Genomic DNA, 19612 nt, shown 5'->3' on the forward strand with positions numbered 1-19612 from the left:
CCTTATCCTCGAAAGGAACCCATATGATTGATGCGTGCCCCGATTCCGCCGTGCTCTTTTTTGACGTGGACGGCACGCTGACGTCGTTCGATCCCGACGATATGACCGATAAGGACTTTTCGGCGGTTCGCCCCTCGCAGACGGTGGTTGAGGCGTTCCGTGCACTGCGCGATGCAGGGCACAAGGCATTTATCTGCACGGATCGCCCCCTGTGGCTTATCGCCGATAGCCTGCGTGCGCTCGACCCCGCGGGCGTCGTGGCCATGGCAGGCGCCACGCTCGAGGTCGAGGGACGCGTGGTACACGAGGACTGCTTTGACGAGGACGTTATCGAGGAGCTTGCGCGCCGTATGGCCGCGGCAGGGATTGAGACCTTTTTCGAGACCAACGTGGCTACTTTTGCCCTGGAGCCTGTGGGCGTTGAGCAGTCGTCTCTGATCGGCACTTCTGTGGTGCACAGCACCGAGGAAATGCGCGTCGACGGCAGTCTGCGCGTGGGCAAGGTATGCCTCAGTGTGCCCAGTTTGGCTCGCGTAGCCAATGATGACGGCTTTATCGATTGCGAGTTTGAGCTGTGCAACACCGGTGGTCAGAATCGCGAGCTGAGCCCCAAGGGCATTGACAAGGGCGTGGGCGTGGCGCGAGCGCTGGCGTATCTGGGCCGCGAGGGAAATGCGCGCACCTTTGGCTTCGGCGATTCGGGCAACGACCTGGGCATGCTCGCTGCGGTCGAGACGGCTGTCGCCATGGGCAACGCCATGCCCGAGGTCAAGGCGGTCGCCGACTACGTGACCGACGATGTCGCACACGACGGCACCGTCACAGCGATGCGGCATTTTGGGTTGATTGAATAAATGGCCGGGTCGCCCGCAGGGGGGGCGACCCGGCCATTTGAGCTATTTTGCAATATAGAGCTTGGGATGGCTGCGACTGCTCTCGATCGCCGCCGTCATGATGCCCTCGTCGTCTCCATCAACGATGATGCCATCGAGGTCATCGATCTGCGCGGACTGATAAAAACTGGTCTTGTTGAACTTTCCCTGGTCAACCATCATGTAACTCTGGTTTGAGTTGGTCAGGTACATATGCTTGATCATGGCTGAGAAGTCGTGCTCGACGGTAAAACCGTGGTCGGGGTGGAATCCGTCGGCACTGACAAACGCCTTGTCGGCATGGAGTTTGCTCATGCAGTCGAGCGTTAGTGCGCCCGCGAGATAGAGGTGGCCCTTGCGCACGGAGCCGCCCAGCAGCACTACCGAAGCATTGGGGAGATTAAAGCTGGCATAGTTCGCGATTGCAAGATCGCCGGTGATAATGGTGATCTCACGCTTGTCCATGAGGGCCTTAGCGAAGTAAAAGCCTGTGGTGCCGATATCAATTACCAGAACATCGCCATCATCAACAAGAGTTGCCGCGGTTGCGGCGATGGCCTCTTTGGCCTCGACTTGGACATTGATACGCTCCTCGGGATACGAGATTGCGTTGGAGCGAGAAAGCGATACCGCTCCGCCGCGTACGCGACGCAGCTTGCCTTCGGATTCCAGCGAGACGAGGTCGTGTCGTGCGGTGACTTCCGAAACCGAAAAACGGCGAACGATGTCGGATACCGAGATATTTGGCTTTTCGGCCAGCCAGTTCATAATAAATCGCTGACGCTCGGCCGGTGAAAGGTCTGAAGTAGATGCCATATGCCGCTCCTTTTGAACGAAAGGCAAAAGATACGCCTTTCGTAATCGAAATATAACGTATCGATATGAAAAGGACAAGGCAAAATCGAATGAATCAAATGAACGGAATGGCATGTCCCAAATGCATGCGTAGCAGATAGTTTACACTTAAATAGCGTGTAGAGGGTCTTGTTCTGAAGGTGCCGCCCAAAAGAAGTACGTTCACACCCGATATTCGACCGTTCACGGAAAGATGACAATTGAGCTTTCGATAGCTTTTGAAATGGTTTATAAAAGAAAACCGAAAAGCTTTTGAAACAAAGAAGAAGGCTTTCGATAGCAATAGTGCTAGATGAGAAAGGACCGAACATGGCGATCAAGGTGTTTGCCGACGGCGCTAACCTCGAAGGCATGCTTGACATGCATGACAATGGTAACGTTCAGGGTTTCACGACCAATCCTTCCCTTATGAAGGCCGGTGGCGTGACTGACTATCGCGCTTTTGCCAAGACGGTTCTTGAGCACATCACCGATGTGTCGGTCTCTTTTGAGGTATTTGCCGACGACGAGGCGGGTATGGAAGCCGAGGCCCGCGAGATTGCAACCTGGGCAGACAACGTCTACGTTAAGATCCCGGCACTCAACACCAAGGGCGAGTCCACCGCCGCGCTGGTCAAGCGCCTTTCTGCCGACGGTATCAAGGTGAATGTCACTACCATCTTCACGCCCGAGCAGGTCGACGAGTTTGTCGATGCCGTCTCTGCCGAGACCCCCTCTATTCTGTCCATCTTTGCCGGTCGCATTGCCGATACCGGCGTCGATCCGCTGCCCCTCATGGCGGAGTCCGTAAAGAAGGCTGCCGTCAAGCCTGCTGCCGAGGTTCTTTGGGCGTCTACGCGCGAGGTCCTCAATATCTTCCAGGCGGAGTCCGTTGGCTGCCAAATCATTACGGTCCCCAATGCCCTTCTTGCCAAGCGCAAGAATTTCGGAAAAGATTTACTCGAGTACTCGCTTGATACGGTCAAGGGCTTCGCCCGCGACATTCAGGCACTTGGTTTCCATATCCTGCCCGAGGAGTAGGGGGCGAGCATGCTGACCGATCTTCTTAAGCCCGAGCTTGTTGCCTGCCACGTCGAGGCCTCCGATTGGGAGGAAGCGATCAAGGCGTGCGGTAAGCTGCTCGTTGACGCCGGCAAATGCGACCAGAGCTATGTTGACGCCATGATTTCGTCGGTTCACAAATTCGGTCCCTATATGGTCTTGGAAGAGGGCATTGCCATGCCTCACGCTCAGGCCGATGGCAATGTGAGCGAGGCCGGCATCTGCATTGTCACGCTTGACCCTGCCGTTGCATTTGGACATGAGGATTTCGATCCGGTTCACGTGCTCGTGGGTATTTGCGCACCCGACCCCAAGGCTCATCTTGGCTGCTTGGCGGAGCTTTCGCAGATGTTCGAGGACGAGGACTGCGTTGCCAAGCTCAGCGCATGCGATACGCCCGAGCAGGTTTTGGAGACCATGCGTTCATTCTTTTAGGCCTTAATGGCACGGCGATGCGTCGCCGCTTTTGGATAGACGGAAAACCGTCACGTGTAGGAGAGGAAGGTTGCCATGCATATCATCACCGTATGCGGAAACGGCATCGGGTCTAGCCTGATGCTCGCTGGCAAAGTCGAGGAGCTTTGCGAGGAGGAGGGCATCAAGGCCGACGTTGAGTCTATGGACCTGAACGGTGCTTCTTCCGCAAATCCGGATCTGTTCATCACCGTTAAGGAGCTCGCCCCCGAGCTCCACGGCAACGTTGTGATCGTTCGCAGCTATGTGAACAAGAAGAAGATCCGCGAAGACGCCCTTGAGGCAATCAAGGCGGCCGCTGCTAACGCCTAAAGCGGCATAAAAAAAGGGCGGTTCCCTGTGGAAGAGGGAAACGCGCCCACGTTAGAGAGAAAGGAAGCGCAGATGCAAGCCATCCTTCCCATACTTGAGTTTATCCAATCGATTCTGACCAAGCCAGCGTGGATCATGGGTCTGTTTGCCTTTGTGGGCCTTGTTGCGCTCAAGCGCCCTGCCCACAAGGTGATGACGGGAACCCTGAAGCCCATTCTTGGTTACATCATGCTGTCTGCCGGCGCCGCTGTTGTTCAGGAGAACCTTGCCCCGCTGGGTACCTTCATCGAGACCGGTTTCCACATCACCGGCGTCGTGCCCAACAACGAGGTTGTCGTTTCGATGGCTCAGAGCGTCCTTGGCGTTCAGACCATGATGATCCTGATTCTCGGCTACGTCGTGAACATTATCATTGCCCGCTTTACCAAGTTTAAGTACATCTTCCTGACGGGCCATCACAGCATGTTTATGGCTTGCCTGCTGTCTGCCGTTCTGCAGGCATCTGGCTTCCAGGATGTCCAGCTTGTCATCGTGGGCGGCATGTTCCTGGGCCTCGTGAGCGCTATGCTTCCCGCCGTTGGTCAGCGTTTCACCGAGAAGGTTACCGATGGCGATGAAATCGCCATGGGCCACTTCGGTTCACTCGCCTATTACATCTCCGCTGCAGTCGGTACGCTTTTTGCTAAGGACGCCGAGGAGAACAGCACCGAGAAGATCGAGGTTCCCGAGAAGTTTGCCTTCCTGCGCGACACCACCATCTCCACGGCTCTTACCATGGCCTTCTTCTATCTGGTTACCGCTTTTGCCGCTTACATCGCAGACCCTGCGGTCGTTACCAAGACCGCTGGCGGCGACAATGTGATCGTCTATGCCCTGACTTGTGCCCTGTCCTTCGCCGTCGGTGTCACTATCGTCTACAACGGCGTCCGTATGATTCTCGCCGACCTGGTCCCGGCTTTCCAGGGCATCTCCAACAAGCTGATCCCCGGTGCCATCCCCGCCGTCGACTGCGCTGTCTTCTTCCCCTATGCTCCCACCGCCGTCATCCTCGGCTTTGTCGCTTCCTTTATCGGTGGCGTTGTCGGTATGTTCATCGTGGGCGCTACCCTGGGCATCTTCATCATCCCGGGCATGGTTCCCCACTTCTTCTGCGGTGCTACCGCCGGTATCTACGGCAATGCCACGGGCGGTCGCAAGGGCGCAGCTCTTGGCGCTTTCGTCAACGGCCTGCTCATCACCTTTGCCCCGGCCCTGCTCCTGCCCGTTCTTGACGTCTTTGGCTTCAAGAACACTACGTTCGGCGACTTCGACTTCTCCGTCATTGGTATTACGCTCGGCCGCGCTGCCGAGGCCTTCGGTACCACCGGTGTCTACGCGATTCTCGCCGTCCTTCTGATCGTCGCCTTCGTCCCCAACTTCATCCACACCAAGGGTGCTGTGATCAACCACGTTGAGGAAGAGTAATCCAGGCATACGTTAAGCCCTAATCGGGCGGAGCTCCGATAACCGGCTCCTACACGGAAGCGGTGACGTCTCAAATGAGGCGTCGCCGCTTTTTGTTTTGGAGCGGTTGTGAAAACGCGCCGGTGAAGCGCTGTTTCAGCGCCGCGAACGGAAGCAACCGCGATGATTAGCAAAAACGTTTTGCCGCTGGGGCGTCGATATAAAAATGGTAAAACCGCAAAACCGTTCGCCGAGAAGATAAAAAACCGCAGCTCACGCCTTGATAAACGTAGGTAAAGTTTTTAACAGTTTATCGGTCGTATGCAAACGAAAGGAATCAGGCAGATGGCAATCAAGGTGTTCGCTGACGGTGCAAACCTCGAGGGCATGCTCGACATGTACGAGAACGGCAACGTTCAGGGTTTCACGACCAACCCGTCCCTTATGAAGAAGGGTGGCGTGACGGATTACCGCGCGTTTGCCAAGGAGGTTCTGGCCCACATCACCGATGTGTCCGTCTCGTTTGAGGTCTTTGCCGACGACGTCGAGACCATGGAGGTCGAGGCCCGCGAGATTGCTACCTGGGCCGAGAACGTCTACGTCAAGATTCCATGCGTGACCACCAAGGGCGAGTCCACCGCCGAGCTGGTCCGCAAGCTTTCGGCCGATGGCATCAAGGTCAACGCCACCACTATCTTTACGCCTACGCAGGTCGATGAGATGGTCGAGGCCGTTGACGCCGAGACGCCGTCCATCATCTCGCTTTTTGCCGGCCGCATCGCCGATACCGGCGTCGATCCCATTCCGTTTATGACGGAGTCAGTCAAGAAGGCCGCCGCCAAGCCCAACTGCGAGGTCCTGTGGGCGTCCACGCGTGAGCTCATCAACATTTACCAGGCCGAGGCCTGCGGTTGCCAGATTATCACGGTGCCAAATAGCATCCTGGCCAAGCGCAAGAACATCGGCCGTGACCCGTACGAGGTTTCGCTCGATACCGTACGCGGTTTTGCCAAGGATATCGCCGCTTTGGGTTTCCATATTCTGCCCTAAGCAAGGGTACCCCCTGCAGCGACGTGCAAAATCGCGAGTTTTCAGCATGGTAAAGACTTTTACCAGCTGGTTGAAGCGCGGAACGGCCCCCGTTTTGGCCCTAAAACGCCAAAACGGGGGCCGTTTTTGCTTTTATGGCCCTCTGAAGCGCCGCGGGGCTATCGGGAGATGCTGAATACTCGCAATTTTGCACGCCGCGAAGAGGGGGACGTCCGCTTTGGCGGCTATTTGCCCTGCACCATGGTGAGGGAGATTTTCTTGCGGTCGCGATCGACCTTTTCGACCCACACCTTGACCGTGTCGCCGACGCGCACCACGTCGCTGGGGTGCTTGACAAAGCGGTTGGCCAGCTTGGAGATATGCACGAGGCCGTCCTGGTGCACACCCACGTCGACGAAGGCGCCAAAGTCCACAACGTTGCGCACCGTGCCCTTGAGCTCCATGCCGGGTTCCAGGTCGTCGATGGAAAGTGCTGAGCGGCTAAAGACCACCTCGGGCGCGTCGTCGCGCGGGTCCCGGCCAGGCTTCTTGAGCTCGTTGACGATGTCGATGAGCGTGAGGGTGCCGCAGTCCAGGTCGCTTGCCAGCGCCGAAATGCTGCCGATGCGTCGCTCGATGTCGGGCACGCCGCCGCGGCTGAGCTCGCTTGCCGCCACACCCGCACGCTCCAGGACGGCCGTGGCCACCTCGTAGCTTTCGGGGTGGACGCTCGTCGCATCGAGCGGGTTCTTACCGCCGCTGATGCGCAGGAAGCCCGCGGCGTTGAGATATGCCTTGGGTCCCAGCTTGGGGACCTTCTTGAGCTGGCGGCGATCGGTAAAGGCGCCGTTCTCCTCGCGGTAGGCCACGATGTTTTTGGCTACGCTCGGCGTGATGCCCGATACGTATCCCAGCAGGCTCGCACTTGCAGTGTTTACGTCTACGCCCACGCGGTTGACGACGTCCTCCACCACATGTCCCAGGGTGCGCGAAAGCTCGGCCTGGTCAAGGTCGTGCTGGTACTGGCCAACGCCGATGGACTGAGGCGGAATCTTGACGAGCTCTGCCAACGGGTCTTGCAGGCGACGGCCCAGGCTCATGGCGCCGCGCACGGTGACGTCCAGATCGGGATACTCCTGGCTTGCGAGCTCGGAGGCGGAGTACACCGATGCGCCGGCTTCGTTGACGATGGTGTATCGCAGTCCAGGCGCCTGCTCGGCGATGAACTCCGAGACGACTTCCTCGGTCTCGCGGCTGGCGGTGCCGTTGCCGATGACAATGGTGTTGACGCCGTCCTTCTTGACGAGGCGGGCGAGCTCACGCTTGGTGCCGGCGACGTCGTGGCGCGGCTTGGTGGGGTAGACCACGCCGTGGTCGAGTAGCTTGCCGGTCTCGTCCATGACGGCGACCTTGCAGCCGGTACGGTAGCCCGGATCGAGTGCGAGCACACGGGCGCCGCGTACGGGGCGTGCCGAGAGCAGGCCCTCGAGATTCTTGGCAAAGACGTTGATGGCCTCGGTCTGCGCGCGGACGGTGAGCTTGGCGCGGGCCTCGCGCTCCAGCGAGGGGGCCATGAGGCGCTTGTAACCGTCGGCGATGGCGGCATCAAAGACGGGCGCAAACACGCCCTGGCGTCGGGGCCAACGGCTGCCGAGGCGCGCCGTGGCGGCAGTGCCGTCGACGTTCACGCGCACGCGGAGCTTGCCCTCGCGCTCACCGCGGTCGATAGCCAGCACGCGGTGGTTGGGAATACGGCGCAGCGGCTCGTCATAGCTGTAGTACGGCTCGTAGGGAGTCTTCTCGGTGGGGTCGGTGGCCTCGACGACGATGTCGGCGGTGTTCTGCGTAAAGGCGCGCAGGTCGGCGACGTTCTCGGGGTCCTCGGCCACCGTCTCGGCCACGATGTCCGCCGCGCCGGCAAGCGCCTTTTCGGGCGTGTCGAAGCCGGCCTCCTCGTTGACGTATGCCGCGGCGGCGTCGAGTGCACTGCCCTTGGCCGAGGCCTGCATGATGATCATGTTGGCGAGCGGCTCAAGGCCTGCCTCGCGGGCCTTCTGCGCGCGAGTCATGCGCTTTTTGCGGTAGGGCTTGTAGAGGTCCTCGACACGCTGGAGCTGCGTGGCCTCGCGAATCTGCTGCTCGAGTTCGGGCGTGAGTTTGCCCTGGGCGTCGATGAGCAGGATGACGTCCTCTTTACGCTGCTCAAGATTGCGCAGGTAGGACAGGCGCTCGTCGAGTGCGCGCAGGGCGACGTCGTCCATGCCGCCCGTGGCTTCCTTGCGGTAGCGCGAAATAAAGGGGATGGTGTTGCCCTCGTCGATGAGCTTGACGGCCGCCTCGACGTTGGCGGCCTTAAGGTTGAGCTCGCGGGCGAGCTGGGCGATAAGATCCATGAGACTCCTTGCGTTTGAGGTGCGTTTGCAGCACAGGGCTACCAAGGATACCACCCGACGTTCTGCCAAAGCAGTCTTTTTGGGACGGGGCTTTTTTAGCTACGGTGTTCCGTTAGCTTGACCAGTCTTTTTGGGACGGGGCTAAATTAGCTGTTTTTGGATTAGGGCTCAGTTGCGATTTGTTGATTCATCGATATTGGGATGGAGAACCAGCTAATTTAGCCCCGTCCCAAAAAGACTGTTCCTCCACCACCTCCCAAATCATCCTTACAAAACGAGGCCCTGGCCAAACGGCCAGGGCCTCACCACTTCTTTTCAGGCTGCGAGAAAAGACCGTGTGCGCAGGCGCTCCCCGAGGGAGACGGGGGTGTTTGCTCCGCGCGCAGTTTCGCAGCGAAGCGAGAATGTTTGAGCACGGAGTAAACACCCCGTCTCCCTCGGGGAGGTCCGTTGGGAGCGTAGGGGATGTTTTGAGCTACTCCAGCTCAAACGCTCCGGTGTAGAGCTGGTAGTAATATCCGCGCTTGGCGATCAGCTCGTCGTGGTTGCCACGCTCGATGATGCGGCCGTGATCCAGGCAGATGATTGCGTCGGCGTTGCGCACGGTGGACAGGCGGTGCGCGATGACAAACGTCGTGCGGCCCTCCATGAGCTTATCCATGCCTGCTTGCACGATGGCCTCGGTGCGGGTGTCGATGCTCGACGTGGCCTCGTCCAGAATCATTGCCGGCGGATCGGCGACGGCGGCGCGTGCGATCGAAATCAGCTGGCGCTGGCCCTGCGACAGCTGGGCGCCGTTGCCGGTGAGCATGGTGTCGTAGCCGTCGGGCAGGCGGGTGATAAAGTCGTCGGCGCCCGCGAGCTTGGCCGCCGCGATGCACTCCTCGTCGGTGGCGTCCAGGTTGCCGTAGCGGATGTTGTCCATCACAGTGCCGGTGAACAGGTTCACGTCCTGCAGCACCACGCCCAGCGAGCGGCGCAGATCTGCCTTGCGGATCTTGTTGACGTTGATGCCGTCGTAGCGGATCTTGCCGTCGGCGATGTCATAGAAGCGGTTGATGAGGTTGGTGATGGTCGTTTTGCCCGCGCCGGTGGCGCCGACAAATGCGACCTTCTGGCCCGGCTTGGCAAACACGGACACGCCGTGCAGCACCTCGTGGTCGGGCGTGTAGCCAAAGTCGACGTTGTCCATGACCAGGTCGCCGCGCAGCGGTACGTACTCGATCTCGCCGGTTGCACGGTGCGGGTGTTTCCATGCCCACATGCCGGTGTGGTGGTCGGCCTCCTCGAGCTGCCAGGTCTCGGGGTTCACCTGCGCGTTGACGAGCGTCACGTAGCCTTCGTCGGTCTCGGGCTTCTCGTCGATGAGCTCAAAGATGCGGTCGGCGCCGGCGAGACCCATGACCACGGCGTTGATCTGCTGCGAGATCTGACCGATCTGTCCGCAGAACTGCTTGGTCATGTTGAGGAACGGCACTACGACGGCGATGGAGAGTGCCATGCCCGAGAGGCTCAGGTTGGGCACGTCCAGCTCCAGGAAGATGCCGCCGGTCAGCGCGACCAGCACGTAGAGCAAGTCGCCCAGGTTCCCGAGGATCGGCATGAGGATGTTGGCGTACATGTTGGCCTTCTGCGAGACCTCGAAGAGCTTCTCGTTGCGCTCGTCAAAATCGGCCTCGGCAGCGGACTCGTGACAGAACGCCTTGACGACTTTCTGGCCGTTCATGACTTCCTCGATATGGCCCTCGACCACGCCGAGCTCGGTCTGCTGCGCGATAAAGAAGCGCGCGGAGTTGGAGCCGAGCAGCTTGGTCATAAAGGTCATAAAGGCGACGCCGGCAATAATCACCAGACACATCCACACGCTGTAATACAGCATGATGAAGAACACGGTGACGATGACGATGATCGTCATGAGCAGGTTGGGCAGCGATTGGCTGATCATCTGACGCAGCGTGTCGATGTCGTTGGTGTAGTGGCTCATGATGTCGCCGCGCTGGTGCGTGTCGAAGTAGCGAATCGGCAGGTCCTGCATGCGGTTGAACATCTTTTCGCGCAGCTTCTCGAGCGAGCCCTGCGTGATGACGGCCATGGCGCGGTTCCAGAAGAGCGAGGAGGCGACGCCCACGGCGTAGATGCAGCCGAGGGTGGTCACGAGCTTCAGAATCTTGGGCTGCGCGGCCGTCCAGTCGCCCGACTGCCACGATTCGCTAATGACCTGCAGCGCGCTCTGGAGAAACGTCGCGCCGATGGAGTTGATGATGGCGCAGAGCACAACGCCGGCGACGACGAGGGGCAAAAGCACCGGGTAGAAGCCAAAGAGCATCTTGATCAGGCGCGTCATGGTGCCGCCCTTGCGGTTGCGCGCGCGCTCGGCGGTAGCGGCCTTACTCATGTGCCTCGCCTCCTTCCTGAGTCTGAGCTTGCGGTGCGGTCGTGTCGGTGTTGTCTGCCGCCGTGGTCGTATCGCCGGAAACGTCGCCGGCGTCCTCGCCCTCGGCAGACATCTTGTTTTGCGAGGTAAAGGTCTCGCGGTAGACCTCGCTCGTCTTGAGCAGCTCATCGTGGTTGCCGATGTCCTTGATGCGGCCACCCTCCATGACGATGATGCGGTCGGCGTCCTGAACGGAGCTGATGCGCTGGGCGATGATGAGCTTGGTCGTGTTGGGCAGGTAGCTCGCCAGGCCCTCGCGGATCTTGGCGTCGGTCTTGGTGTCGACGGCGCTCGTGGAGTCGTCCAGGATCAAGATCTTGGGGCGACGCAGCAGGGCACGCGCGATGCACAGGCGCTGCTTCTGGCCGCCGGAAACGTTGGAGCCGCCCTGCTCGATCCAGGTGTCGTAGCCCTTGGGGAAGCCGTCGACAAACTCGTCGGCGCAGGCCAGATGTGCGGCCTCGCGGACTTCCTCGTCGGTGGCGTTCGGGTCGCCCCAGCGCAGGTTCTCGGCGATGGTGCCGCTAAACAGCACGTTTTTCTGCAGGACCATGGCTACCTGGTGGCGCAGCGCGTCCAGGTCGTAGTCGCGCACGTCCACGCCGCCGACGCGCACGGTGCCCTCCGTGACATCGTACAGACGGGCGATCAGGTTCACGAGCGTCGACTTGGCCGAGCCGGTGCCACCGATAATGCCGATGGTCTCGCCGCTCTTAATATGCAGGTCGATATCGTCGAGCGCCTGGCGGCGGGCATGCTCGGAATACTTAAAGCTCACGTGATCGAAGTCGATGGAGCCGTCGGCAACCTCGTGCACGGGCTCGGTCGGGTTAGCGATCGTGGGCTCGGCGGCCAGCACCTCGGTAATTCGGTGCGCCGACTCATCTGCCATGGTCACCATGACAAAGATCATCGACAGCTGCATTAGGCTCATCAGAATCTGGAAGCCGTAGGTAAAGATGGAGGAGAGCTGGCCCACATCGAACAGGGTGCCCTGGCTCGTGATGATGAGCTTGGAGCCCAGGTAGATGATGACGACGAACGCGCCGTTGACGCAGATGTTCATCATGGGGTTGTTGAAGGCGAGCAACTTCTCGGCGCGGGTGAAGTCCATCTGGACGTCGCGCGCGGCGGTGGCGAACTTCTCCTTCTCAAAGTCTTCGCGCACGTAGCTCTTGACCACGCGCATGCCGGTGACGTTTTCCTCGACCGATTCGTTGAGCGCGTCGTACTTGCGGAACACGCGGGTAAAGATCGGGCGCACCTTATAGATGATAAAGAACAGGCCAAAGCCCAGCAGCGGAATGATGACCAGGTAGACCATGGCGACGCTGCCGCCCATGGCGTATGCCATGCTAAAGGCAAAGACCAGCACCAGCGGCGAGCGCACGGCGATGCGGATGAGCATCATAAAGGCCTGCTGCACGTTGTTGATGTCGGTGGTGAGGCGCGTGACGAGCGAGGAGGTCGAGAACTCGTCGATGTTGGCGAAGCTGAACGTCTGGATCTTGTAGAACAGGTCGCGACGCAGGTTCTTGGCAAAGCCGCAGCTGGCATGGCTGCAGGTGATGCCCGCGGCGGCGCCAAAGGCGAGTGACGTCAGCGCGATGAGTACGAGAAGGCCGGCGGTGGGCAGCATCTCGGTAACGGCGGTGCCGTCCTTGATGGCGTCGATCATGTCGGCGGTGATAAACGGGATCATCATCTGGCAGATTACCTCGCCAAGCACCAGCAGCGGCGTAGCGATCGTGACCTTCATGTAATCGCGGATGCTGCCCATGAGGGTTTTAATCATCCAGTTCCTCCCAGGTTTTGCGGATTTTATCGAGCATTTCGGCGAGCTGCTCGCGCTCGTCGTGGGTGAGCGCGCTAAAGGCCCGTTCTCTAAAGCGGATGCGGGCCGCCTGGTCGATGCGGGCGTTTTCCCGGCCGGTTTCGGTCAGGCGAATGGTGAGTTGCCGTCGATCCTTGGGGTTACGGCTGCGCTCAATGAGGCCGTTGAGCTCGAGCTTGGACAGGATCTCGGAAAGCGACCCCGGCTTGAGGCCGAAGTGCATGCCGAGTTCCTGCTGCGACATCTCGCCGCCGGGCTGCTTGGCCAGTAGGCAGATGATGGGCGCCTTGCCGGACACGCCTCCGCCATGAAAATGCATGTAATGGCCGCAAAAGCCCAGGTTATTGAGGATGCGCTTGGCAAGCTTGTCTTCTGAGCTAACCGCTTCGGATACATCCGCCGGCTGTGACGGGTCTCCGCCGGGCTCGTGCGAACAAAGGCTAAGAGGTTCATCGCACATAAATTAGTGCTGCTCCTTTCTTTAGTTAGGTAGTGGAATTGTTTTGTGCCTAACCAATTTAGGAGCGTGAGAAATCAAAGTCAAGGTACCAAACTAGTGGTTACGCGGTTTTACCAAACCGCGTAACGGCTCGACGCTGCAAACCCGCCAGAGCGGCAATCTGCCTTTCAACTTCGGCGGCATGACCAGAAGGTCAATGCCGCCTCGTTTCAAGGCACCTTGCTCGCTCTGGCGGGTTTTCGCTGACTTCGCCAAAACATCGGCGTTGCCCTTGTTGGGATAGTCGTTGGGGACGTTCTTGTTTGACTAGTCGTTTAAGAACGTCCCCAACGACCAACTTAAAAACTATGCCGGATTACGGGGCTGAATGACGGATTGCCGACCATGCCGAAATTGGTAAAAAGAAAACCGCAGGTAGAAGGTTCGCTATGATTTGAAAATAAGGGGTGTGGTTGGCTCATTCAGGTTCAGCCCCGTAATCCGGCATAGTTTTGAAATGGCACTGAATAAGTGGCGGCAAATGAGCCGCAATGAAGCAAGCTAGCCCCTCGTTTCCGAAACCTTTCCGCAACAATTTGCCCTTCGTGCCGCTCGACTCCGCTCGCAACGTCCCCTGCGCTACACTTAGTTGCACTGTGGCGCCGTTGCGCCGCGCCCGATCCAAGGGGGACACTCATGAAGAACACTCAGCTGTTGCTGATCAACGATATGTGCGGCTACGGCAAGGTCGCGCTTTCCGCCATGCTGCCGGTGCTGTCGCACATGGGTTACCGTATCCACAATCTGCCGACGGCACTTGTGTCCGATACGCTCAACTATCCCAAGTTCTACATCCACGACACCACGGAGTACGTGCGTCAGAGTCTTGCCATCTGGGAAGAACTCGGCTTTGAGTTCGACGCCATCTCGACCGGCTTTATCGTGACCGAGGAAGAGACGCGCATCATCTCGGATTTTTGCCACCGCCGTGCGCAAAAGGGCACCAAGGTGTTCGTCGACCCCATCATGGGCGACAACGGCAAGCTCTATGCGGGCGTGCCCGAGTCCACGATTGGCCTTATGCGGCACCTGCTGGAGTGCGCAGACTACGCGGTGCCCAACTATACCGAGGCGTGCCTGCTTGCCGATAGGCCTATTGCCGAGCAAATTACGCCCGAAGAGGCCCGCGCCCTTGTGGACGCCGTGCGCGAGCTGGGTGCCAAGTCGGTGGTCATTACGAGCACCGTGGTCAATGGCACGAACGCGGTTATCGGTTACGACCATGTGGCGGGGGAGTACTTTACGATTCCCTTTGAGCTTATTCCGGTCTATTTCCCGGGCACGGGCGATACGTTCTCGGCAGTGCTCGTCGGCCGCGTTATGGCAGGTTGGAGTCTGCAGCGCGCGACGTCCGATGCCATGCGTGTGGTGGCCGAGCTTATCGAGCGCAATGCCGACCAAGAGGACAAGTCGGCCGGTCTTCCCATCGAGGCCTGCTTGGATGTGATTGACCATGAGTAATGCTGGCGAGGGCGGCATCAGGCCTGCGGGCGAGAACAAGCCGCTCGGTGCGCCGCGGGGCAAGCGTCCGCGTATCCGCGTGAGCTGCATGGACCAGTTGGGGACGTGCCGCTGCCACCATGGTCACAAGCCGGGCGACGTCTTCGACTTCGACCGCGATCGCGGCAAGATGTGCGCCATGGCCTGTCACGTTGGCTTTCCCTATATCGATATTCTGCGCTATGGCGGAACTGTGCCCGGCAACGAGCCCGGCACGGCAAAGTTCTGCTGCCCCGAGGTCGATACGCTGAACGTCTGGCTTGCCGAGATCGTCGACGAGTAGTTGAGCGCAATGTGACAAAGGACAGTTCCTTTGTCACATTCGCGGGCGGTGTCCCTTCTTTTTTGCTTATAATCTCAAATCTCTGCGTTTCATCCGATTTTAGGTTCTAAAAATTCTGCGTTTCATCGATAATCAAGCGTGTAAAACTCTGCATTTCATATGATGACACCGAGGGGAGCCTATGCTGCGCAGGAAAATAGCGGCAGAGCTGGAGCGTTGGCTGAAGTCTTCCGAGCAAAAGGCCTTGTTCATTACGGGTTCTCGCCAGATTGGCAAAAGCTATTCGATTCGCGCATTTGGCAAAGCCAACCATGCAACCTACATCGAGCTTAACCTCATGGAAAACCGCCAGGCAAAAGATGCTCTTCTCGAGGCGCGGGATGCCGATGATTTCATCAGCAGGGTGACGCTTCTTTCGGGAAAGTCGATTGCGCCAGGCAAAACACTCGTGTTTATCGATGAGGTCCAAGAGGCCCCCGACATCATGACGATGGCAAAGTTCCTTGTTGAGGACGGGAGGTGCCGTTGGGCGTTTTCGGGGTCAATGCTCGGGACTCAGTTCAAGGGCGTCAGGTCCTATCCCGTGGGGTATGTCCACGAGCTTAGGATGTTCCCGCTCGATTTTGAGGAGTTTTGCTGGGCAATCGGGGTGAGCGAGGGGGCTCGCCAAACGATACGTGACGCGTGTATCAGCGAGAGGCCCATTCCTGATTACATTCATGACGCGATGATGGCAAACTTCAGGACCTATACCGTTGTCGGCGGAATGCCGGAGGTCGTGCAGCGTTTCCTTGACACGCAGGGCGACCTTGCCTCTGTTCGTCAGCTACAGTCAGAGCTCAATGAACAGTACCGGCGGGATATCTCCAGGTATGCAAGCGGGCGAGCCCTTCAGGTGCAGAGCATCTACGATCAGCTCCCTATTATGCTCGAGGGCGAAAACAAGCGCTTCGTGCTCAATTCCATTGACCCCAAGGCTCACTACGAGAAGTATCAGCGAGATTTTGTATGGCTTGTCGATGCCGGCGTTGCTCTCAAAGCCGATATCGTAACAGAGCCAAAATCGCCCCTGCTCAAGACGGCACGGCCATCGCAGTTCAAGCTATATCAATCGGATACGGGCATGTTGATGGCGCGCTACCCCGTTGGAGTCGCCCAAGCGGCGTATCTTGATAGCAAGGAGCCCAATCTGGGCGGCATTTACGAAAACGTGGTGGCCCAGCAGCTGGCTGCCCAAAATCGCCAGCTTTACTACTATCAGACAAAAAAGCGCGGTGAAGTGGACTTTGTGGTCGATGGACCGGATGGGACGGCTGTTCCGATCGAGGTTAAATCGGGCTCCTATTACCACGCGCACGCTGCGCTCGGTCATGTGCTTGATACGGCTGAATATGGCGTAAGGCTCGGGATTGTTTTCTCGAGAGGCAACGTTGAGCGCAACGGAGCAGTTCTCTATTTGCCGCTATATGCGACCTGGGCCCTTTCGGATGTTTTGGGCGACTCCTGCGCCGAGGGGATAAAGCTGGAGGTCAAGCCGGTCTAGGGCTAGTCCCTTTGTCACATTCATGAGCGTGGGTTTTCTCCCGTTTAGAGCGCACTTGAACGCTCAAAGTGGGAGAAAACCCACGCTCATTTTTCATGTGGAAGATTATCCGCGCCTGTTTCGCGCCGAAGGCGTGGCCCGCGACCTCGCTTGCCTACAGCTGCTCGAGCATGGCCGTGCAGCCGGCGAGCACGTCGCGGTACGTGGCATCGAAATTGCCGGTGTACCAGGGATCGGCCACGTCGCCGGGGCGCTCGGTCCAATCGAGCAAGCGCGTAATCTTGCCGTCGGGGTCGTCGCCAAAGATGCGACGCAGGCCACGCGCGTTCTCGTCGTCCATATAGACGATGTGGTCCCAGTCGCCATACTCCGAGCGGCGCACCTGGCGTGCGCGGTGGGCAACGACGGGAATCCCGACTTCGCGCAGCTTGGCAACGGTGCCGTGGTGTGGCGGGTTGCCAAGCTCCTCGGTCGAGGTCGCGGCGGAATCGATGACAAACTCCGCCTCGCGCCCAGCGCGGCGCACGAGCTCGGTAAACACCGACTCGGCCATCGTCGAGCGGCAGATGTTGCCGTGGCAGATAAACAGTACGCGTTGCATAGGGCGATACCTTTCATATAGAAGGCTGCTAAAGAGTCGAAGCCGGGCGCATGCCAAGTTTTATTTCTTGGCCAGTTTGAAGTAGCGCTCAAATATCAATTCGAAAACGTAATAGAACATCAATCGACTGTCGAGGTCCATGCTGCCCAAGCGGATTTCTTTTTGCACGGTGTAGATAGGGTAGTCGGCTAGTTTCGAGAGGGAATTTCGAGAAAAGCCGGTGAGCGTGACGACCTTGCACCCACGCGTTTTGGCTATCGATGTGGCGTCAATAGACACCTGCGTCTCGCCGCTTACGGAAACGCTGAAGACCAGGTCGTTTTTGCCGAGGAGTTCTGCGTAATGCCTCATGACGTGGCGTTCACTGAGCGTATCGGTGTTCTTGCCCATAATTTTGAGCTTTTCAGCCATCTCGAGGCACGGGTATTTCGAAAAGCCCGAGCAGAAGAAGACGATATGCGAGGCGTCCTGGATAAGACTCACAACCGAATCGATGACCCGGTCGTTAAGCAGATCTTTGGTCTGTACGAGCTGGGTATCAAGAGGAAGTGCCTCGATAGTGAATCGATTGCGATCGAGCGAGGCGGAATACGATTGTTTGAGCTCCGTAAACCCCGAGAAGCCAAGCTTGTGGGCAAGCCTGACGATTGTATTGGGAGCGACGAAGAACCGTTCGGCAACGCTCTTAAGCGTGACATCGTCAATATCATCACGCAGCTCGATGATGTAGCGCATGATCTCGCTTTCGAGATCGTTGAGCTTGCTCTCGCCAGCTCGCACATGATCATAAAAGGATTCTTGATCTTTCATAAGATGTTTCAGCCCCTCGCACCTCGCCGTACATATGGTACCGCTTTGTGTCGCCAGGTGAGAAATCGGTAATCGGTCAAGATTGCCTATTGCCCATGAACTGGGCAAACGCGCGTGTCTGCCTACACATATCTGTGTCGTGAGCGAAATCATGTGTCCCCGTTTCGCATTGGCCCACACGGGGACTTGCAAACGACCTTATGTCGCAAAATACCAATCGAAACGAAGCAAGCCGAGGACAGCCGCGGAGCCCAAGGTCTTCGAGAACACCGATCAGCCAACCCTGGAGGGACGGAACATGAAGGATAAGCTCAATATTGTGATCGTTGGCGGCGGCTCCACGTGGTGCCCTGGCATTCTTAAAGCCCTGACCAAGCACATGGACATTCTGCCGCTGAACCGCGTGATGCTCTATGACATCGATGCCGAGCGCCAGCGTCCGATCGGCGAGTTTGGCAAGATCCTCTTCGCCGAGGAGGAGCCCGGTGTGGAGTTTGGTTACACCACCGATAAGGACGAGGCTTACACCGACGTCGACTTTGTGCTCTGCCAGATTCGTACCGGCGGCTACGAGATGCGTAGCAAGGACGAGAAGATTCCGCTGCATATGGGAATCATCGGCCAGGAAACGGTGGGCCCTGGCGGCATGGCTTACGGTATGCGCTCCATGCATGACATGGTTGAGATCGTCAACGACGTTCGCGCCCATAGCCCGGAGGCGTGGATTATCAATTACACCAATCCGGCTGCTATTGTGGCATATGGTCTCGAGCGTGTCCTGCCCGATGAGCATCGCGTTCTCAACATCTGCGACCAGCCTGTCAACCTCATGCGCTCTTACGGTCGCCTGCTCGGTCGCGATATGAGCAAGACGGAGCCCGTGTACTTTGGCCTCAATCACTTCGGTTGGTTCAAGCACATCTACGATGAAGAGGGCCATGACCTCGTCCCGCAGATTAAGGAGTACACGGAGAAGAACGGCTTCCTTCCTGCCGATGCCGAGCAGCGTGACCAGTCCTGGCTTGATACCTACGCCATGGTCAAGGACATGCTCGAGGACTTCCCCGACTATCTGCCCAACACTTATCTGCAGTACTATCTGTATCCCGAGTACAAGGTCGCTCACCTCGACCCCGACTACACTCGCTCCGACGAGGTTATCAACGGTCGTGAGAAGCGCGTGTTCGCCGAGTGCGAGCGTGTTGCCAAAGTCGGCACCGCAAAGAACTCTTCGGTTGTGCAGAACGATGCTCATGGCGATATGATCGTGGAAATCACCTCGGCCATTTATCGCAACACCAATAAGACCTTCATTGTCATCGTGCCCAACAACGGCATTATCGAGGGTATGCCCGATGACGCCATGGTCGAGGTCGCGGCAAGCGTGGGCGCCAATGGCCCGCAGCCCTATGCGGTTGGCAAGATTGGCACCTTCTATCGCGGTCTTATGGAGAACCAGTACGCCTATGAGCGCCTGACTGTTGAGGCTTGGATGGAGGGTTCCTACGAGAAGGCCCTGCAGGCACTCACGCTTAATCGTCTGGTCGGTGACGCAAAGAAGGCGCGTAAGGTGCTCGATAAGCTCATCGAGGCCAATAAGGATTACTGGCCGGAGCTTAAGTAGCTAGTTCCATAGCGTTTGATAACTGTTATGGGGCGTGTGGGTTGTAGAACTGCACGCCCCGTTTC

Annotated in this window: 17 protein-coding genes; 10 read left to right on the forward strand and 7 right to left on the reverse strand. The window is 58.3% G+C overall.

Features of this window, described 5'->3' with window-relative positions; all coding sequences use genetic code 11:
• The first annotated feature begins 23 nt into the window (after nucleotides 1-23).
• Nucleotides 24-854 carry an HAD-IIB family hydrolase gene (locus ACTQV3_RS06835; protein WP_441067885.1) on the forward strand — a complete coding sequence of 277 codons (831 nt, stop codon included), beginning with the start codon at nucleotides 24-26 and terminating at the stop codon, nucleotides 852-854.
• Between the two features lie 42 nt (nucleotides 855-896).
• Here ACTQV3_RS06835 and ACTQV3_RS06840 read toward each other — a convergent pair whose 3' ends face one another.
• Nucleotides 897-1688, reverse strand: a complete 792-nt coding sequence (locus ACTQV3_RS06840; RefSeq protein WP_195838607.1) for a DeoR/GlpR family DNA-binding transcription regulator — start codon at nucleotides 1686-1688, stop codon at nucleotides 897-899.
• Nucleotides 1689-2036: 348 nt separating this feature from the next.
• On the opposite strand from ACTQV3_RS06840, the gene ACTQV3_RS06845 reads away from it, so the two are divergent.
• From ACTQV3_RS06845 to ACTQV3_RS06865, 5 genes are all read left to right on the forward strand, one after another.
• On the forward strand, nucleotides 2037-2747 hold the full coding sequence (locus tag ACTQV3_RS06845; RefSeq protein WP_117564350.1) for a transaldolase: 711 nt from the start codon (nucleotides 2037-2039) through the stop codon (nucleotides 2745-2747).
• A gap of 9 nt (nucleotides 2748-2756) precedes the next feature.
• Entirely contained in the window at nucleotides 2757-3203 is a 447-nt protein-coding gene (locus tag ACTQV3_RS06850) for a PTS sugar transporter subunit IIA (RefSeq protein WP_154517874.1), read from the forward strand.
• A gap of 75 nt (nucleotides 3204-3278) precedes the next feature.
• Nucleotides 3279-3554, forward strand: coding sequence for a PTS sugar transporter subunit IIB (locus ACTQV3_RS06855; protein ID WP_022094539.1), 276 nt, complete (start codon nucleotides 3279-3281; stop codon nucleotides 3552-3554).
• A 72-nt stretch (nucleotides 3555-3626) separates the two neighbouring features.
• Nucleotides 3627-5018 (forward strand): PTS ascorbate transporter subunit IIC, encoded by a 1392-nt coding sequence (locus ACTQV3_RS06860; protein ID WP_117635569.1) that lies wholly within the window; start codon nucleotides 3627-3629, stop codon nucleotides 5016-5018.
• 324 nt (nucleotides 5019-5342) lie between these two features.
• Nucleotides 5343-6047 carry a transaldolase gene (locus ACTQV3_RS06865; protein ID WP_441535850.1) on the forward strand — a complete coding sequence of 235 codons (705 nt, stop codon included), beginning with the start codon at nucleotides 5343-5345 and terminating at the stop codon, nucleotides 6045-6047.
• 224 nt (nucleotides 6048-6271) lie between these two features.
• Here the strand turns inward: ACTQV3_RS06865 and ACTQV3_RS06870 are convergent, their stop codons facing one another.
• The 4 genes from ACTQV3_RS06870 to ACTQV3_RS06885 all read right to left on the reverse strand — a co-directional run bounded on the left by ACTQV3_RS06870 (nucleotide 6272) and on the right by ACTQV3_RS06885 (nucleotide 13147).
• Nucleotides 6272-8419 carry a Tex family protein gene (locus ACTQV3_RS06870; protein ID WP_441535851.1) on the reverse strand — a complete coding sequence of 716 codons (2148 nt, stop codon included), beginning with the start codon at nucleotides 8417-8419 and terminating at the stop codon, nucleotides 6272-6274.
• Between the two features lie 475 nt (nucleotides 8420-8894).
• A complete protein-coding gene (locus ACTQV3_RS06875) occupies nucleotides 8895-10814 on the reverse strand; it encodes an ABC transporter ATP-binding protein (protein ID WP_441535852.1) in 1920 nt (639 codons plus the stop codon).
• On the reverse strand, nucleotides 10807-12648 hold the full coding sequence (locus tag ACTQV3_RS06880; RefSeq protein ID WP_441535853.1) for an ABC transporter ATP-binding protein: 1842 nt from the start codon (nucleotides 12646-12648) through the stop codon (nucleotides 10807-10809). The genes ACTQV3_RS06875 and ACTQV3_RS06880 overlap by 8 nt, the downstream gene beginning before the upstream one ends.
• Nucleotides 12641-13147, reverse strand: coding sequence for a MarR family winged helix-turn-helix transcriptional regulator (locus ACTQV3_RS06885; RefSeq protein WP_154518326.1), 507 nt, complete (start codon nucleotides 13145-13147; stop codon nucleotides 12641-12643). Before ACTQV3_RS06885 ends, ACTQV3_RS06880 begins: the two co-directional genes overlap by 8 nt.
• A 675-nt stretch (nucleotides 13148-13822) precedes the next feature.
• Here ACTQV3_RS06885 and ACTQV3_RS06890 point away from each other — a divergent pair.
• The 3 genes from ACTQV3_RS06890 to ACTQV3_RS06900 all read left to right on the forward strand — a co-directional run bounded on the left by ACTQV3_RS06890 (nucleotide 13823) and on the right by ACTQV3_RS06900 (nucleotide 16512).
• Complete coding sequence (locus tag ACTQV3_RS06890; RefSeq protein ID WP_441048922.1) at nucleotides 13823-14647, forward strand: PfkB family carbohydrate kinase; 825 nt, start codon at nucleotides 13823-13825, stop codon at nucleotides 14645-14647.
• Nucleotides 14640-14969 (forward strand): TIGR04076 family protein, encoded by a 330-nt coding sequence (locus ACTQV3_RS06895; protein ID WP_441535854.1) that lies wholly within the window; start codon nucleotides 14640-14642, stop codon nucleotides 14967-14969. The genes ACTQV3_RS06890 and ACTQV3_RS06895 overlap by 8 nt, the downstream gene beginning before the upstream one ends.
• A 181-nt stretch (nucleotides 14970-15150) precedes the next feature.
• Entirely contained in the window at nucleotides 15151-16512 is a 1362-nt protein-coding gene (locus ACTQV3_RS06900; RefSeq protein ID WP_441535855.1) for an ATP-binding protein, read from the forward strand.
• A gap of 154 nt (nucleotides 16513-16666) precedes the next feature.
• Here ACTQV3_RS06900 and ACTQV3_RS06905 read toward each other — a convergent pair whose 3' ends face one another.
• Both ACTQV3_RS06905 and ACTQV3_RS06910 read right to left on the reverse strand, forming a co-directional pair.
• Nucleotides 16667-17113 carry a low molecular weight protein-tyrosine-phosphatase gene (locus ACTQV3_RS06905; RefSeq protein WP_441083450.1) on the reverse strand — a complete coding sequence of 149 codons (447 nt, stop codon included), beginning with the start codon at nucleotides 17111-17113 and terminating at the stop codon, nucleotides 16667-16669.
• Between the two features lie 60 nt (nucleotides 17114-17173).
• Nucleotides 17174-17923 (reverse strand): MurR/RpiR family transcriptional regulator, encoded by a 750-nt coding sequence (locus ACTQV3_RS06910; RefSeq protein ID WP_117757480.1) that lies wholly within the window; start codon nucleotides 17921-17923, stop codon nucleotides 17174-17176.
• A gap of 298 nt (nucleotides 17924-18221) precedes the next feature.
• On the opposite strand from ACTQV3_RS06910, the gene ACTQV3_RS06915 reads away from it, so the two are divergent.
• Entirely contained in the window at nucleotides 18222-19547 is a 1326-nt protein-coding gene (locus tag ACTQV3_RS06915) for a 6-phospho-alpha-glucosidase (RefSeq protein ID WP_089573127.1), read from the forward strand.
• Nucleotides 19548-19612: the final 65 nt, after the last annotated feature.

The sequence above is a fragment of the Collinsella sp. LCP19S3_A7 genome, from assembly GCF_052121995.1.
GTDB lineage: Bacteria > Actinomycetota > Coriobacteriia > Coriobacteriales > Coriobacteriaceae > Collinsella.

What these genes read in the sequence shown, in the direction of transcription:
- ACTQV3_RS06835 (WP_441067885.1), top strand. Translation starts at nt 24, where the DNA reads ATGATTGATGCGTGCCCCGATTCCGCCGTGCTCTTTTTTGACGTGGAC.
- ACTQV3_RS06840 (WP_195838607.1), bottom strand. Translation starts at nt 1,688, where the DNA reads ATGGCATCTACTTCAGACCTTTCACCGGCCGAGCGTCAGCGATTTATT.
- ACTQV3_RS06845 (WP_117564350.1), top strand. Translation starts at nt 2,037, where the DNA reads ATGGCGATCAAGGTGTTTGCCGACGGCGCTAACCTCGAAGGCATGCTT.
- ACTQV3_RS06850 (WP_154517874.1), top strand. Translation starts at nt 2,757, where the DNA reads ATGCTGACCGATCTTCTTAAGCCCGAGCTTGTTGCCTGCCACGTCGAG.
- ACTQV3_RS06855 (WP_022094539.1), top strand. Translation starts at nt 3,279, where the DNA reads ATGCATATCATCACCGTATGCGGAAACGGCATCGGGTCTAGCCTGATG.
- ACTQV3_RS06860 (WP_117635569.1), top strand. Translation starts at nt 3,627, where the DNA reads ATGCAAGCCATCCTTCCCATACTTGAGTTTATCCAATCGATTCTGACC.
- ACTQV3_RS06865 (WP_441535850.1), top strand. Translation starts at nt 5,343, where the DNA reads ATGGCAATCAAGGTGTTCGCTGACGGTGCAAACCTCGAGGGCATGCTC.
- ACTQV3_RS06870 (WP_441535851.1), bottom strand. Translation starts at nt 8,419, where the DNA reads ATGGATCTTATCGCCCAGCTCGCCCGCGAGCTCAACCTTAAGGCCGCC.
- ACTQV3_RS06875 (WP_441535852.1), bottom strand. Translation starts at nt 10,814, where the DNA reads ATGAGTAAGGCCGCTACCGCCGAGCGCGCGCGCAACCGCAAGGGCGGC.
- ACTQV3_RS06880 (WP_441535853.1), bottom strand. Translation starts at nt 12,648, where the DNA reads ATGATTAAAACCCTCATGGGCAGCATCCGCGATTACATGAAGGTCACG.
- ACTQV3_RS06885 (WP_154518326.1), bottom strand. Translation starts at nt 13,147, where the DNA reads ATGTGCGATGAACCTCTTAGCCTTTGTTCGCACGAGCCCGGCGGAGAC.
- ACTQV3_RS06890 (WP_441048922.1), top strand. Translation starts at nt 13,823, where the DNA reads ATGAAGAACACTCAGCTGTTGCTGATCAACGATATGTGCGGCTACGGC.
- ACTQV3_RS06895 (WP_441535854.1), top strand. Translation starts at nt 14,640, where the DNA reads ATGAGTAATGCTGGCGAGGGCGGCATCAGGCCTGCGGGCGAGAACAAG.
- ACTQV3_RS06900 (WP_441535855.1), top strand. Translation starts at nt 15,151, where the DNA reads ATGCTGCGCAGGAAAATAGCGGCAGAGCTGGAGCGTTGGCTGAAGTCT.
- ACTQV3_RS06905 (WP_441083450.1), bottom strand. Translation starts at nt 17,113, where the DNA reads ATGCAACGCGTACTGTTTATCTGCCACGGCAACATCTGCCGCTCGACG.
- ACTQV3_RS06910 (WP_117757480.1), bottom strand. Translation starts at nt 17,923, where the DNA reads ATGAAAGATCAAGAATCCTTTTATGATCATGTGCGAGCTGGCGAGAGC.
- ACTQV3_RS06915 (WP_089573127.1), top strand. Translation starts at nt 18,222, where the DNA reads ATGAAGGATAAGCTCAATATTGTGATCGTTGGCGGCGGCTCCACGTGG.